The sequence below is a fragment of the Methyloceanibacter methanicus genome (assembly GCF_001723285.1).
In the GTDB taxonomy this organism is placed as follows: domain Bacteria; phylum Pseudomonadota; class Alphaproteobacteria; order Rhizobiales; family Methyloligellaceae; genus Methyloceanibacter; species Methyloceanibacter methanicus.
Genome location: NZ_LPWG01000005.1, coordinates 92,857 through 106,889, shown reverse-complemented (window position 1 = coordinate 106,889; position 14,033 = coordinate 92,857). Strand labels below are relative to the sequence as shown.

The following is a 14,033-nucleotide window of genomic DNA, read 5'->3' as shown; positions in this document are numbered from 1 at the left end:
TCCGCCACTATAAAGACCCTTGCGACGACCAGACAATGACGCGAAGAGACGCGGTTTCCATCCATAGAGCCCATCGAAATGCCGAAACTTTGCGCAGCCCGGCCATAGACCTTTCATGAACACCCCCTTCACCGTCACCCTCGAAGCCCGGGGCGTCGCCTGCGACCGCGGCGGGCGCCGCCTTTTCGAGGACCTGTCCTTCGCGCTCGCGCCGGGAGAGGCCCTCCTGGTTCAGGGCCCGAACGGGACCGGCAAGACCAGCCTCATGCGCCAGATCGCAGGCCTGCTGCCGCTCGCGGCCGGGGAAATTTCGGCGAAGGGCGCCGAAGCCGGCACGCCGACGGCCGAGCTTTGCCACTATGTGGGTCACCTGAACGGGGTGAAGACCAGCTTGAGCGTCCGGGAGAACCTGACGTTCTGGGCCGACTACCTGCGGGGAGATGCGACGGGCGGCGACGTGAATGCTGCCCTCGGGGTGTTCGGACTGGCGCCGATCGCGGACATTGCCGCGGGGCTCCTCTCCGCCGGCCAGAAACGAAAATTGGCGCTTCTGCGTCTGTTCGCCTGCCCGCGCCCGATCTGGCTGCTGGACGAGCCCTCCGTTTCGCTCGACGTGGCATCCGTCGAACGGCTCCGGCAGGCGATTACAGGCCACCGAGAGGCCGGCGGGATCGCGATCGTCTCGACCCACGTTCCGCTCGGCGAGGCGTTCACCCATACGCTCGATCTGCACGCGCTCGACATGGCCGAGGAGCCCGCACCGTGAAGGCCGTGCTCGCCCTCGTCCGCCGCGACATCGCTCTGTCCTTTCGCGAAGGAGGCGCGATCGGCGTCGCGCTCGGCTTCTATCTGGTGGTCGTGGCCATCGCTCCCTTCGGGCTCGGGCCGGACCTCAACTTGCTTGCGCGCGTGGCGCCGGGCCTTCTTTGGATCGCGCTCCTCCTCGCCGCGCTGCTCTCGGCCGACCGCATCTTTCATAACGACTACGAGGACGGATCCCTCGACGTGCTGGCCATGGGGCCCTTGCCGCTCGCCGGCGTGGCCGCGTCCAAGTCGCTCGCCCATTGGGTCACCACCTGCGTGCCGCTAGCGCTGCTCGCGCCAGTGCTTGGGCTTCTGTTGAACTTCCCCATTCACACGATCCCGCTCCTGGTGCTCGCCATGCTCGCGGGCACGCCGGCCGTCAGCTTCATCGCCGGTATCGGCGCGAGCCTCACGCTGGGATTGCGGCGGAGCGGGCTCTTGATTGCCCTGCTTGTCCTGCCGCTCTACGTTCCCGTGCTGATTTTCGGGGTCTCCACCATCTCCGCGGCAGTCACGGACCCGGTTCGCCTTGGCCGCCGTTTCATGCTGTGCGCGATCAGCCTGGCCAGCATGGTCCTGGCGCCGCTCGCCGCGGCGGCCGCGCTCCGTACCGGCTTTCGCTGAGGACGCCCACCCGGCCATATTTTCGGCGCCGCTATCGGATTTTTCTTGCCGCTTCTGCTTTGCGCTTTGCGGCCAAAGCCACTAGATCAGCAACGATGACATTCTCTCTGACCAATCTCGCCAACCCGACGCGCTTCCTGAACTTCGCCGGAACGGTGATTCCCTGGCTCGCCGCGCTGACGGTGCTCCTGCTTGGCGTGGGGCTGTACCAAGCGGTCTTCGTCGCCCCCACGGACTACCAGCAGGGCGAGACGGTCCGCATCATGTACATCCACGTGCCCGCCGCCTGGGTCGGGATGGGCTGCTACGCGGTGATCGCCATCGCCGCGCTCGGCACCCTGATCTGGCGCCACCCGCTGGCCGATGTCGCGGCCAAGGCCGCGGCGCCCATCGGGGCCGCCTTCACCTTCGTCATCCTGGTCACCGGGTCGCTCTGGGGCAAACCCATGTGGGGCACCTATTGGGTCTGGGATGCGCGGCTCACCTCGCTGCTCGTCCTGTTTCTCCTGTATCTCGGGCTGATCGCCCTGTGGCAGTCAATCGAGGACCCGGGCCGCGCCGGTCGCGCCGCCGCGATCCTCGCGCTGGTCGGGGCCGTCAATCTCCCGATCATCAAATTCTCGGTGGACTGGTGGAACACGCTGCATCAGCCGGCAAGCGTGTTCCGCACCGGCGGATCCACGATCGACCCCGCGCTCCTCACCCCGCTTTTCGTGATGGGCGGCGCCTTTCTCGCGCTCTTCGTGCTGCTGCATCTCATCGCCATGCGCGCCGAAATCCTGCGCCGCCGGGTGCGCGTGCTGCAACAAACCCAAGTTCAACAAGCCCAAATCGCCCAGGCGGCGCGGGCTTAAGCTCAGGACCTTTCGATGCTCGGCCTCGGACCTCATGCCAGCTTCATCATCGCCGCCTACGCGGTGGCCTTTGTCGCCTTGGGCGCGCTGACCGTCGCGACGGTGGCCGACGACCGCAAGCAGCGCCGCCTGTTGGCCGATCTCGAACGGCGCGGCATCACCCGGCGTTCCGCGAAGCCGAGGCCCGCGGCAACGCCGACCGTGACGCGGACCGCCCCATAGCGAAGACATCCGTATGATCGAACACACGGACCCGAACCGCGGCAAGGAAGCCGCGCCGAAGACCGAGGCGCCCAAGCGCCGGTTCGGTGTCTTGCTGCCGTTTGTGATCTTTGCGGCCGTCGCCGGCCTATTCTTCCTGGCCCTGAAGGCTGGCGATCCATCGAACCTACCTTCCGCCCTGATCGGAAAGCCGGCGCCGCCGTTCGATCTGCCGCCGCTGATGGAGGCCGGCACGGCAACGGTTGCGCCACGGAACGTGACCTCCGCGTCGCTCGGCAACGGCACGCCCGCGATCATCCACTTTTTCGCATCGTGGTGCGGGCCCTGCCGCGAGGAGCATCCAAACGTCATGGCGCTCGCGGAGAAACTGCGCGCGCAGGATCCGGCGATCCCGTTCTACGGCATCAACTACAAGGACGATGCGAGCGCGGCACGCCGCTTCCTTGGCGGCTACGGCGATCCCTACACCCATATCGGCGTCGACCGCTCGGGGCGGACAGCCATCGATTTCGGCGTATACGGCGTACCGGAGACCTACGTGATCTCAGGCGACGGAACGGTCGCGTTCCGGCAGGCCGGGCCGCTGACACAGGACGTCATCGAGGAGAAGATCCTGCCGCTGTTGCAGAACAAGGGCGGGCCCGCGGCAACGGGCCAGAAGCCGGGCGGTGACGAAGCCTCGCCGGGGTCGTCCCCGGCCGCCACGATCCGGCCGAGCGTCTGCAAGAACTCGTTCCGCTTGGTGGCGCTCAGTCCCGCCAACAGCCGGGAATCGGCCGCAGATGCTGCCGGCTGCGCTTTGCTCAGGGCGCGCATGCCCTTGGCGCTCAGCTTGATGGCGTAAGCCCTGCCGTCCTCCTTGGCGCGGCGGCGCTGAATCAGTCCCCGCCCCAAGAGCCGGGCCACGATGTCGGCCAGGGTCGACCGGTCGATCCCGGTCCGCGCGACGAGTTCGGCCTGCGGCAAGCCTTCCTCCAGTGACACGGCCGTCAGGACCGCATACTGCCGGGGCGTGAGGCCACCCTTCTTTGCTTCTTCGGCGAAGATGTCAGCCGCCCGCTGACCTGCGCGATGCAACAGATGCGTGGCTGAGTTATCGAGCGGATTCTTGCTCTTTGTCGTCATAAGGACGTTCCCCGTATCGAACGGCGCCTCGGCCCAGAAGACTCGGACCTAACAACTTCCGGCGCCCAATGTCTCTCAATTCAAGGACACACCCGGCCGAACCATGCGGCAACCGGACATGCTGTCACCCCGAAACCAAACCTCAGAGTACGTTCCAACTTGGGAGCCGAACCGCACACTGAGGAGCTCATATCGGCACCGAGAACGCAACCTGCAAGGGACTCGCGTAGAATCCCCGCATGCGGAACATGCCGTCTCAATGGTGCTGGGAGTTTTCCCCGACCCCATAGCGCTGCATCAGCGGCACCTGGGACATTGCGAAGACGAATGTGATCGGGAGGAAACCGAAGGCTTTGAAACTCACCCAGGTATCGGTCGAGAAACTACGCCAGACAAACTCATTGAGTATCGCCATGGCTACGAAGAATATCGCCCAGCGTATTGTCAGTTTACGCCAACCTTCATCGGTTAGATTGAAAACCGGACCGAACAGCAACGCCAACACCGGTTTCCGCGCAACGAGCCCGCCGATCAGCAGGACCGCGAACATCGTGTAGACGATCGTCGGCTTGAGCTTGATGAACGTGTCGTCGTGCAGATAGAGCGTCAGCCCGCCGAAGGCGAGAACGAGCCCCGCACTGACGATCGGCATCACGGGCACCTTGCGGTAAAGCCACCAGGCAAGGCCCAGCGCGATGAGCGTCGCCACCATGAAGGCGGCCGTCCCCACGAAAATACCGGAGACCGCATTCACCCCGAAAAACACGAGCAGCGGACCGAGCTCGATGAGAAGCTTTCCGGCGACGGATTGCTCGGAGTCCTTGGCCTTCTTGATTTCGACCTTCGGTCCCGTCTCGGGCGCGGACTTAAGCGGCTGCGTCATTTTCCTGTCCCGCTCCTGCAATCGCGGCTGCGAAATCGTGTGGATCGAATGGCTCGAAGTCCTCGATCCCCTCGCCGACACCGACGGCGTTGATGGGAAGACCGAACGTCTCCGCGATCGCCACCACGATGCCGCCGCGCGCCGAACCATCGAGTTTGGTCACGACGAGATTGGTGACGCCGGCGATCTCGCGAAAGGTCTGGACTTGGTTCAATGCGTTCTGCCCCGTGGTCGCGTCAAGCACGAGCAACACCGTGTGCGGCGCGGTCTCGTCGAGCTTCTTGAGAACGCGTACAATCTTTGCCAGTTCCGCCATGAGGTCGCCCTTGTTGTGCAAGCGCCCCGCCGTATCGATCAACAGCACGTCGGTACCGCTCGCTTGCGCACGTTCCAGCGCCTCGAAGGCGACACCGGCGGGATCGGCGCCGACGGACTTCGCGATCACCTCGGCGCCGACGCGCGCGCCCCAGATCTTGAGCTGATCGATGGCGGCCGCACGGAACGTATCGCCGGCGGCCAGCATCACGCTCTTGCCGTTGCGGGCGAACAGATGTGCCAGCTTGCCGATCGTCGTGGTCTTGCCGGTGCCGTTGACACCGACCACCAGGATCACATGGGGCTTGGCCGCGTCGTCGAGTTCGAGCGGTTGGGCGACTGGCTCCAGCACGCGCGCGACCTCCTCCGCCAGGATCGCGCGCACATCGTCCGCGCCGAGGCCCTTGTCGTGCCGGCTCTTCGACAGCGCGCGAATGCGGTCGGCCATGGCGAAGCCGAGATCCGCCTTGAGCAGGACCTCTTCCAGTTCGTCGAGCGTCTCCTCGTCGAGTTTGCGCTTGGTCAGAACGCCGGTGAGGTTGTCGCTGAGCGCGTTCGACGTGCGCGACACGCCGGCCCTGAGCCGCGCGAACCATCCCTTCTTTTCCGCAGGAGTCTCGCCGCCGCTCACCGCAGCGCCTCCGCGAGCCATGCCGCACCGTCGTCGCCCGAAACCACGCAATCGACCAGCGCGCCCGCAGCTGCCGCGCACGGATCGACGCGGACAGGCGTGAAGTCCGCCGAGCGGCCTTGGGTTCCGGTTTCCATGAGAACCTGGATGCGGCGACCCTTGGCGTTTTCCAGATGCGCCCGGAGCGCGGCGGTGCCCTTTTCGCGCAAGGCCCGGGCGCGCTCGGCGACGGTTGCGCCGTGGACCTGCGGCATGCGCGCGGCGGGCGTGCCTTCGCGCGGCGAGAACGGGAACACATGCAGGAAGGTCAGGCCGCAATCGTCCACCAGGGCGAGCGAGTTCTCGAACATGCCGTCGGTCTCGGTGGGAAAGCCGGCGATGATATCGGCACCGAACACGATGTCGGGACGCGCACGCCGCATCGCCTCGCAGAACGCGACCGAATCGGCGCGGGCGTGACGTCGCTTCATGCGCTTCAAGGTGAGATCGTCGCCTGCCTGCAACGACAGGTGCAGATGCGGCATCAGCCGTTCTTCCTCGGCAATGGCCGCGATGAGGTCGGGGTCCGCCTCGACGGAATCGATCGAAGACAGGCGCAGGCGCGGCAATTCGGGCACGAGCTTCAGCACCGACCGCACGAGCTTGCCCAGCGTCATGGCGCCGGGAAGGTCCTTGCCGTAGGCCGTCATGTCGACGCCGGTCAGCACGATCTCCCGGTAGCCGTTCTCGACGAGGCGGCGGACTTGCGCAACGACCTCGCCCGCGGGCACCGAACGCGAGGGACCGCGCCCGAACGGAATGATGCAGAACGTGCAGCGATGATCGCAGCCGTTTTGGATTTGCACATAGGCCCGCGCGCGCCCGCCGAATCCTTCGATCAGATGGTTCGCCGTCTCCGTGACCGACATGATGTCGTTGACGGAGACTTTCTCGGTGTCGCTCGTGCCGAGGCCCGCCGGCGCAAGCGCGTGGAAGGTGTGCGCCTCGAGCTTTTCCTGGTTGCCGACGACGCGGTCCACCTCGTCCATGGCGGCAAACCGATCCGGATCGATCTGGGCCGCGCAGCCGGTCACCACGATCTTGGCATCGACTTCGCGCCGCGCCTTGCGGATCGCCTGGCGCGCCTGGCGCACCGCCTCGCCCGTCACCGCGCACGTGTTGACGATCACCGCGTCGGCGAGACCGGCGGCGTCGGCATGCTGGCGCATGACTTCGGACTCGTAGGCATTGAGCCTGCAGCCAAAGGTGATGATTTCCAGATCGGACATGTCGCGGCTTCTAACAGAATTCCAGGAGTGTGTCAGACACCTTTGGGCGTGTCAGACACCTTGCGCCTCGCCGGCATCGAACAGCTGCGCCGGCAGCGTGCCTTCGAAATCGAGCGCGTAGGGGCCGGTCATCAACACGTGGCCGTCGCCCTCGCGCCATTCGATCACGAGGTCGCCTCCCGGCAACGTCACCGTGACTTTGCGGTCCGTCAGGCCGCGCCGCACGGCCGCCACGCCCGCCGCGCAGGCCGCCGTCCCGCACGCGCGGGTGAGACCGGCGCCGCGCTCCCAGGTCCGCAAGCGGACGTGCTCGGGGCTCAGGACCTGCGCGATCGAGATATTGGCACGCTCGGGAAAGAGCGGATGGTGCTCCAGCATGGAGCCGATCCGGTCGAGCGCGATCGCATCCACATCGTCGACGAAGAAGATCGCATGGGGATTGCCCATGCTGACCACGCCCGGCGAATGCATCACCGGCGCATCGATGGGACCGGCTTGAAGTTCGATGCGGCTCGTGTCGTGGAAGTCCTCGGCGAGCGGAATCTCGTCCCAGCGAAGCCGCGGCTCGCCCATGTCGATGGTTACGAGACCGTCGGCGCCCGCGTAGGCCCCGAGCACCTGGTCTTCGGTTTCGATGGTGACGGCGGGCCGTCCCAGCTCGCTCGAGACCACCGCCGCCACGCAGCGCGCGGCGTTGCCGCACGCGGCCACCTCGCCGCCGTCGGCGTTCCAGATCCGCATGAACACATCCGCCTCCGAGGACGGATCGAGCGCGATCAGCTGATCGCAACCGATCCCCCGTCGCACGGTCGGCAATGGCGCGCACCGTATCGGCGGACAAGGCAAGGCCGTCCGTGCGGCGGTCGATCACGACAAAGTCGTTCCCGAGCCCGTTCATCTTACGGTAGCTATGGGCAGTCGCGTCCATCGTCTCCAGTCCAAAATCCCGGTCATTCTATAACGCCGCTCGCGCCTTTGCGGCTAGCTCTCGGCAGCTAGGCCCGCGCGGCAGGACGCACCGCCACGAACGCGGCCATGGCAACCACGGCGAATCCCGCGCCAGCGAGGAAGGTCGCCTCCGGCGACACCGCCTCCCACAGCACCCCGGCGATCACGCTCGCCACCAGCGTGGCGGCCCCGACAACAAGGCCGAACACGCCGAAGGCGTCCCGCGAACCTCCGCGGGCGCCGCATGGGCCACGAGGGCCGCCAAGACACCCTGTGTCAGTCCCAAATGGAGACCCCAAAGCCCGATGGCAAGGAAGATGGCGGCGAGCCCGCCGCCGAACGCCAGCAGCAGATCGGCGGCGACCAGCGTGCCGAGGCCCGCCAGGAGCAGCGGCCGTGCGCCGAAATGATCCTGCAAGCGGCCCGCCGGATAGGCCGTGACCGCGAAAACGATGCTCATCACCGCGATCACCGCGGGCGCCAGCGCCAAAGGGAGCCCCGCCCCATAGGCGCGGATGACCAGGAACGCCTCGCTGAACCGGGCCAGCGTGAACACGGCGCCTGCGCCCACCACCAGCCAATAGAACCGGCCAAGGCCGCCGAGCTGGCGAAGCTTGATGGGCACCCGTTTCGGCGCAGCGGGCCTTGCCTCTTGCGATCCCGGGTCCCGCACGAAAATGACGAGAATGGCCACCGCGATCACGGCCGGAATGACCGCGAACCACAGCACGGCGCGGATGTCGTCGTTGAAGGCCGCCATGAGCCCGATCGCGGCGAGCGGCCCGAGTGTCGCGCCGACCGTGTCGAGCGACTGCCGCAGGCCGAAGGCCGCGCCCCGCTGTTCGGGCGGCGTCACGTCGGCGACCAGCGCATCGCGCGGTGCCGCGCGAATGCCTTTGCCGAGCCGGTCCACGAGGCGGGCGAAGGCCACGAGCGACACCGTACCGGCCAGGGGAAAGAGCGGCTTGGTCACGGCCGCGAGGCCATAGCCGACGACCGCGAGCGCCTTGCGCCGCCGGAGCGTGTCGGACAGCCAGCCCGAAAACACCTTCACGATCTGCGCCGCGGCCTCGGCGATCCCCTCCACCAGCCGAGAACGGCGGCGCTGGCCCCCAGATTGACCACCAGGAACAGGGGCAGAAGGCCGTGAATCAGCTCCGACGACACGTCCATGAACAGCGACGTGAAGCCGAGCGCCCAGACGGTGGGCGGGAGCGCCTTGCGGGGTGTCGTCGTCGTTGCACGCACCGGACCTCGGCCTCCTCGCAAACCTTTCGGGCTCGTCAAGCGTTGCGGTGGGGGCACTTCTATGGCGTTGTGTTGGTTCCTGCACCCTCTTTTCAGAAGACGGAGGCTGAGAAAAATGTTGGGCGTCCCCGAACACGATGCTGTCCACGCACTCGTCCCCCACACGCTGGAGGAACCCATATTGGGGGCGCAGGACGGCCCCCTCGCCGGACGCAGCTTCATGGTGAAGGACCTGTTCGCCATCGAAGGGCGGAAGACCGGAAACGGCAATCCGGAGTCCTATGCCGCCGCCGCGCCGGCCGCCGAGACGGCGCCCGCGATCGCGAAGCTCCTGGGCGCCGGCGCCTCGCTCACGGGCATTACCATTTGCGATGAGTTCTTCTACAGCGTGCTCGGGACCAACGCCCATTACGGCCAGCCGGTCAACCCGCGCGCCGGGCGCTATGTGACCGGCGGCTCGTCCTGCGGGTCTGCGGCGGCGGTGGCCGCGCAGATGTGCGATTTCGCGCTGGGTTCGGACACGGGCGGTTCGATCCGCGTCCCGGCCTCCTTCTGCGGGCTCTACGGCCTGCGTCCCAGCCATGGCCGCATCGACTTGACCGGCGTCACCCCCATGGCCCCGAGTTTCGACACGGTGGGCCTTCTTGCCCGGGACGCAGGTCTGTTTCGCACGGTCGGCCGCACGCTGCTTCAAGGGAGCGGCACCGAGGCGCCCGTCGAACGCTTGATCCTCGCAACGGACATTGTCTCGGAATGCGAGGCCAGCGTGGACCAGCTCGTGTGGGATACGCTCGAAACCCTCTCGCCAGCGCTGCCGGAGGTGGAGCACGCGACCATCGCCGGCGGGACCCTTGCCGCCTGGCGCGCCGCCTTCGCCACCATCCAGGGCTTCGAAGTCCAGTCGACGCTCCTGCCCTTCGTCGAAGCCAACAACGTGGAGCTCGGGCCCGGGATCAAGGAGCGCTTCGAGATCGCCTCCCGGATCACGCCGGAAGAGGCCGAGGACGCGCGGGGCGTCCGCCGCACCGTGGAGTCCCACCTCAAGACGATCCTGCAGCCGGGGACCGCCATCGTCCTGCCGACGACGCCGACCCAGCCGCCGGAGCGCGATATCCCCGACGGCGCCTCCTTCGTGGAGTTCCGAACCCGGACCCTGCAGACAACGTGCCTCGCCGGACTGGCCGGCCTGCCACAGATCTCGGTTCCCGTTGGGGAAGCCGCGGGCTGTCCCGCGGGCCTGTCCTTCGTCGGCTGGGTAGGCGGCGACGAATCCTTGCTGGACTTCGCCGTGGGCCTCTCCGATCTGCTTTAGAAGGCGGCAACTGACCCGTGTCCACGCTCAAACCCTATCTCTATCTCGCCGTTGCGATCGTCTTCGAGGTGATCGGGACGTCGGCACTCAAGGAATCCGATGGGTTCACGCGCCTCGGCCCGAGCATCGTCACCGCGCTGGCCTATGCCGTCTCCTTCGGCGCGCTCGCGCTGACCCTGAAGACGATCCCCGTGGGGTTGGCCTATGCCATCTGGTCGGGCGTCGGCATCGTCCTGATCGCGACGATCGGCTGGATTCGCTTCCGCCAGACCCTCGACACGCCGGCGATCGTCGGGCTTGTCCTGATCGTCGCGGGTGTCGTGGTCATCAACGCCTTCTCGAAGTCGCTCCCCCATTAGGTCGAATTCCCGGATGCGCTTGACTTCTAGGATGCGCTGACCGACATTCCGCGGAAATTCATGGCAGCTCCGTTTCGAGCCGCCACCCTTTCCGGGGTCTTCGCAAGAGGAAGATTAGGAAAGGGCGGTCAACACCCGTCAGCGCGATGCGCCCACGGGTGCTTTTTTTGGTTGCGCTACCGGCCTTTGGCCTACTTGAGCGCGGGTTTGGTCGCGCTACCGGCCTTCGGCCTACTTGAGCGCGGCTTTGGTTGCGCTACCGGCCGTTTTTCTGGCCCTACCGCGCTTCGCGCTACTTGAGGGCTGTGGCCTGATCGAGCGCAGCAGAACGAGTGTCTAGTCCGCGTGGAGGCGGATGTGATGAGGCGAACAGTGACGGCAGGAGATGCGAAGCGGCACGTCTTTGGCGTGACGGCCGCGCTTGCGCTCTCGAGCCTCTCCATGACGGCCCTCGCCCAGCAGCCCGAGATTCCGGTCCTTGCGGGCGGAGAGGCGGATTTCGACGCCTGCGGCTCGCAAGGCGTGGTGCGCGGCCTCGATCCGAGCGGCGACGGCTTCCTGGCCGTCCGTTCCGGCCCCAGCTCCAAACACGCCGTGCTGGATAGGGTCTACAACGGCGCCATTCTCAATCTCTGCGACCAGCGCGGCCGCTGGCTGGGTGTTGTCTACTCTCACGAGACCATGGATTGCGGCGTCGGCACGCCCTGGCCCCGCAGAGACGCCTATTCCGGCCCATGCCGCTCCGGCTGGGTCTTTCGCAAATACGTAGCGGATTACGCCGGCTGATGTTCGAGACCCTTTCAGATCGCCTTTCCGGAATCTTCGACAAGCTCACGCGCCGCGGCGCGCTGAGCGAGGCCGATGTCTCCGAAGCCATGCGCGAGGTGCGCCGGGCCCTGATCGAGGCCGATGTCGCGCTCGACGTGGTGAAATCCTTCACCGACCGGGTGAAGGCCAAGGCCGTCGGCCAGGACGTGGTGAAGTCGGTGACGCCCGGCCAGATGGTCGTCAAGATCGTCAACGACGAGCTGGTCCGCATGTTGGGCTCCGATGCCCAAGGGATCGACCTCCGCCGCAACCCACCCGTCGTCATGATGATGGTCGGCCTGCAAGGCTCCGGTAAGACGACCACCACGGCCAAGCTCGCCCATCGCCTCACCACCCGCGACAAGCAGAAGGTCATGATGGCCTCGCTCGATACGCGCCGCCCGGCCGCGCAGGAACAGCTGCGGGTCCTGGGCGAGCAGGCGAATGTCGCGACGCTCCCGATTGTCGAAGGCCAGAGCCCGACCGAAATCGCCGAACGCGCCGTCAAGGCGGCTCGGCTCGGCGGCTTCGACGTGCTGCTGCTGGACACCGCCGGCCGCACCCATATCGACGAAGAGCTGATGGCCGAGACGGCCGCCATCGAGAAGATCGCCCAGCCCCACGAGACGCTGCTCGTCGCCGATGCGCTCACCGGTCAGGACGCGGTGAACCTCGCCAAGAACTTCGGCGAGCGCGTCGATCTCACCGGCATCGTCTTGACCCGCGTGGACGGCGACGGGCGCGGCGGCGCGGCGCTGTCCATGCGCGCGGTCTCGGGCAAGCCCATCAAGCTGATCGGCGTCGGCGAAAAGCTGGACGCGCTGGAGGACTTCCATCCGGACCGGATCGCCGGCCGCATTCTCGGCATGGGCGACGTGGTGGGCCTCGTCGAAAAGGCCATGGAGACCGTGGAGGTCGACAAGGCTCATAAGATGGCCGAGCGCATGAAGAAGGGCGCGTTCGACCTCAACGACCTCTCCGAACAGCTCGGGCAGATGCAGAAGCTCGGGGGTATGGGCGGCGTGCTCTCGATGCTGCCCGGTATCGGCAAGGTGAAGAAGCAGCTCGACGCCGCCAATCTCGACGACACCGTTCTCAAGCGCCAGCAGGCGATCATCGGATCGATGACGAAATCCGAGCGCAAGAATCCAAAGCTCTTGAACGCCTCGCGCAAGAAGCGCGTGGCGGCGGGGTCGGGCACGAGCGTGCAGGACATCAACAAGCTCGTGAAAATGCACCGCCAGATGGCCGACATGATGAAGGCCATGGGCAAGAAGCGCGGCGCGCTGGCGGGCCTATTCGGCGGCGGCATGCCGCAAATGCCGGCAGACATGCCCGAAGGCGGAAGCCTTCCGAAGGGCGCCGAGCTTCCGGCCAATTTCCCGGGCCTGCCCGGGGGCGGACTTCCCGGCGGCTTGCCGCCCGGGCTTCCAGGACTTCCCGGCCAGCGCAAGAAGAAGCGCTGACCCGATCTCAAATGCCAACGTTAATTCGACTAACACTTAGGAGTAAGAAACCATGTCACTGAAGATCAGACTGTCGCGGGGCGGCGCCAAGAAGCGCCCGTTCTACCGCATCGTCGTCGCCGACTCGCGCAGCCCGCGCGACGGCCGCTATATCGAGAAGGTCGGCACATTCAACCCGCTGCTGCCCCGCGACTCGGCGGACCGCATCCAGCTGGACACCGACCGCGTGAAGCACTGGCTCTCCAACGGCGCCCTGCCGACGGACCGCGTGCTCCGCTTCCTGGACGCCGAAGGCCTCATGAAGCGCGAGCCCCGCAACAACCCGGAGAAGGCCAAGCCCGGCAAGAAGCGCCTCGAACGCGAGGAAGCCAAGCGCGCCGCCGAGGAAGAAAAGGCCGCTGCCGCCGCCGAAGCCGAGAAGGACGCGGCCGAGAAGGCTGCCGCCGAGACCGAGGCCGACGACGCTGCGGCCGCCGAGGAAGAGGCCGACGAAGAGGCCACCGACGCGGTTGCCGACGAGGAAGCCAAGGAAGCCTCCGAGTAGGGCACGATCCCATTCGAGGGCACGACAGGACCTGAGACGAGGAGACGGACTTGAAAGGACAGCCGGACCTCGTACTCGTCGGCGAGATCGGCGCGGCGCAAGGGCTGAAGGGCGAAGTGCGCCTGCGCTCCTATACGGCGGACCCGGCCGACATCGCCGCCTACGGACCCTTACGGGACGAGGCGGGCACGAAATCGATCGAGATCACCCGTGTCCGCGTCACCCCCAAGGCCCTGATTGCCGCCATCAAGGGCGTGACCACCCGCGAAGCCGCCGAGGCGCTGAACCGCACCAGGCTCTATATCGCGCGAAGCGCCCTGCCCGAGGCCGCGGCTGATGAATGGTACGTCGCCGACCTGATCGGCTTGACGGCGGTCTCGCCCGACGGCGCTGCGCTCGGCACGGTGACAGCCGTCCATAATTTCGGCGCGGGAGATATCGTCGAAATCGAGCCCAGCGGGGACGGCCCGTCGCTCCTCGTGGCCTTCACGGACGACACGGTTCCGGAGATCGACATCGCGGCGGGACGGCTGATACTGATCCCGCCCGAAGAGACCGAGGCGTCGGAAGAGGGCGACGACGGAAACATGTAACGCCATCGCGGCAAGGCGCATCGCGAGTTA

14 protein-coding genes and 3 pseudogenes are annotated in these 14,033 nt (G+C 66.6%); 11 read left to right on the top strand and 6 right to left on the bottom strand.

Going from position 1 to position 14,033, the window contains the following annotated elements; genetic code table 11:
* The first annotated feature begins 115 nt into the window (after positions 1–115).
* The 5 genes from ccmA (at position 116) to AUC68_RS04165 (ending at position 3,348) form a co-directional block, all read left to right on the top strand.
* The gene (gene ccmA / locus AUC68_RS04185) at positions 116–766 is read left to right on the top strand and encodes a heme ABC exporter ATP-binding protein CcmA (protein ID WP_069436482.1); all 651 of its coding nucleotides are present in this window, start codon (positions 116–118) and stop codon (positions 764–766) included.
* Complete coding sequence (ccmB, locus tag AUC68_RS04180; RefSeq protein WP_083240390.1) at positions 763–1,428, top strand: heme exporter protein CcmB; 666 nt, start codon at positions 763–765, stop codon at positions 1,426–1,428. Before ccmA ends, ccmB begins: the two co-directional genes overlap by 4 nt.
* A gap of 95 nt (positions 1,429–1,523) precedes the next feature.
* The gene (ccmC, locus tag AUC68_RS04175; protein ID WP_069436481.1) at positions 1,524–2,282 is read left to right on the top strand and encodes a heme ABC transporter permease CcmC; all 759 of its coding nucleotides are present in this window, start codon (positions 1,524–1,526) and stop codon (positions 2,280–2,282) included.
* A 15-nt stretch (positions 2,283–2,297) separates the two neighbouring features.
* Positions 2,298–2,504: a heme exporter protein CcmD gene (ccmD, locus tag AUC68_RS04170; RefSeq protein WP_069436480.1), complete on the top strand. Its 207-nt coding sequence runs from the start codon at positions 2,298–2,300 to the stop codon at positions 2,502–2,504.
* Between the two features lie 13 nt (positions 2,505–2,517).
* Positions 2,518–3,348, top strand: coding sequence for a DsbE family thiol:disulfide interchange protein (locus AUC68_RS04165; protein ID WP_069436479.1), 831 nt, complete (start codon positions 2,518–2,520; stop codon positions 3,346–3,348).
* 11 nt (positions 3,349–3,359) lie between these two features.
* Here AUC68_RS04165 and AUC68_RS17495 read toward each other — a convergent pair.
* The 6 genes and pseudogenes from AUC68_RS17495 to AUC68_RS04140 form a co-directional block, all read right to left on the bottom strand.
* A pseudogene (locus AUC68_RS17495) lies at positions 3,360–3,629 on the bottom strand (MarR family winged helix-turn-helix transcriptional regulator); the annotation flags it as partial.
* 256 nt (positions 3,630–3,885) lie between these two features.
* Positions 3,886–4,512 (bottom strand): septation protein A, encoded by a 627-nt coding sequence (locus tag AUC68_RS04160; RefSeq protein WP_083240388.1) that lies wholly within the window; start codon positions 4,510–4,512, stop codon positions 3,886–3,888.
* A pseudogene (gene ftsY / locus AUC68_RS04155) lies at positions 4,496–5,461 on the bottom strand (signal recognition particle-docking protein FtsY); the annotation flags it as partial. The pseudogene ftsY and the gene AUC68_RS04160, both read right to left, overlap by 17 nt.
* Positions 5,455–6,726, bottom strand: coding sequence for a tRNA (N(6)-L-threonylcarbamoyladenosine(37)-C(2))-methylthiotransferase MtaB (gene mtaB / locus AUC68_RS04150; RefSeq protein ID WP_069436477.1), 1,272 nt, complete (start codon positions 6,724–6,726; stop codon positions 5,455–5,457). The gene mtaB and the pseudogene ftsY, both read right to left, overlap by 7 nt.
* Before the next feature lie 51 nt (positions 6,727–6,777).
* Positions 6,778–7,533, bottom strand: a complete 756-nt coding sequence (gene dapF / locus AUC68_RS04145) for a diaminopimelate epimerase (RefSeq protein ID WP_342027453.1) — start codon at positions 7,531–7,533, stop codon at positions 6,778–6,780.
* A 188-nt stretch (positions 7,534–7,721) separates the two neighbouring features.
* Positions 7,722–8,847, bottom strand: a pseudogene (locus AUC68_RS04140) (MFS transporter).
* A gap of 190 nt (positions 8,848–9,037) precedes the next feature.
* Between AUC68_RS04140 and AUC68_RS04135 the strand changes: the two are divergent.
* From AUC68_RS04135 to rimM, 6 genes are all read left to right on the top strand, one after another.
* A complete protein-coding gene (locus tag AUC68_RS04135; RefSeq protein WP_069436476.1) occupies positions 9,038–10,234 on the top strand; it encodes an amidase in 1,197 nt (398 codons plus the stop codon).
* Positions 10,235–10,251: 17 nt separating this feature from the next.
* Positions 10,252–10,593, top strand: a complete 342-nt coding sequence (locus AUC68_RS04130; RefSeq protein ID WP_069436475.1) for a DMT family transporter — start codon at positions 10,252–10,254, stop codon at positions 10,591–10,593.
* Positions 10,594–10,953: 360 nt separating this feature from the next.
* The gene (locus AUC68_RS04125) at positions 10,954–11,379 is read left to right on the top strand and encodes an SH3 domain-containing protein (protein WP_083240404.1); all 426 of its coding nucleotides are present in this window, start codon (positions 10,954–10,956) and stop codon (positions 11,377–11,379) included.
* Positions 11,379–12,866, top strand: coding sequence for a signal recognition particle protein (gene ffh / locus AUC68_RS04120; RefSeq protein ID WP_069436474.1), 1,488 nt, complete (start codon positions 11,379–11,381; stop codon positions 12,864–12,866). The genes AUC68_RS04125 and ffh overlap by 1 nt, the downstream gene beginning before the upstream one ends.
* 52 nt (positions 12,867–12,918) lie before the next feature.
* Positions 12,919–13,410: a 30S ribosomal protein S16 gene (rpsP, locus tag AUC68_RS04115; RefSeq protein WP_069436473.1), complete on the top strand. Its 492-nt coding sequence runs from the start codon at positions 12,919–12,921 to the stop codon at positions 13,408–13,410.
* A 50-nt stretch (positions 13,411–13,460) separates the two neighbouring features.
* Positions 13,461–14,003, top strand: coding sequence for a ribosome maturation factor RimM (gene rimM / locus AUC68_RS04110; protein WP_069436472.1), 543 nt, complete (start codon positions 13,461–13,463; stop codon positions 14,001–14,003).
* Positions 14,004–14,033: the final 30 nt, after the last annotated feature.

Coding starts and splice junctions, on each gene's coding strand:
- rpsP (WP_069436473.1), top strand. CDS start 12,919: ATGTCACTGAAGATCAGACTGTCGCGGGGCGGCGCCAAGAAGCGCCCG.
- AUC68_RS04165 (WP_069436479.1), top strand. CDS start 2,518: ATGATCGAACACACGGACCCGAACCGCGGCAAGGAAGCCGCGCCGAAG.
- ccmC (WP_069436481.1), top strand. CDS start 1,524: ATGACATTCTCTCTGACCAATCTCGCCAACCCGACGCGCTTCCTGAAC.
- AUC68_RS04160 (WP_083240388.1), bottom strand. CDS start 4,512: ATGACGCAGCCGCTTAAGTCCGCGCCCGAGACGGGACCGAAGGTCGAA.
- AUC68_RS04125 (WP_083240404.1), top strand. CDS start 10,954: ATGAGGCGAACAGTGACGGCAGGAGATGCGAAGCGGCACGTCTTTGGC.
- ccmD (WP_069436480.1), top strand. CDS start 2,298: ATGCTCGGCCTCGGACCTCATGCCAGCTTCATCATCGCCGCCTACGCG.
- mtaB (WP_069436477.1), bottom strand. CDS start 6,726: ATGTCCGATCTGGAAATCATCACCTTTGGCTGCAGGCTCAATGCCTAC.
- AUC68_RS04135 (WP_069436476.1), top strand. CDS start 9,038: ATGTTGGGCGTCCCCGAACACGATGCTGTCCACGCACTCGTCCCCCAC.
- ccmA (WP_069436482.1), top strand. CDS start 116: ATGAACACCCCCTTCACCGTCACCCTCGAAGCCCGGGGCGTCGCCTGC.
- ffh (WP_069436474.1), top strand. CDS start 11,379: ATGTTCGAGACCCTTTCAGATCGCCTTTCCGGAATCTTCGACAAGCTC.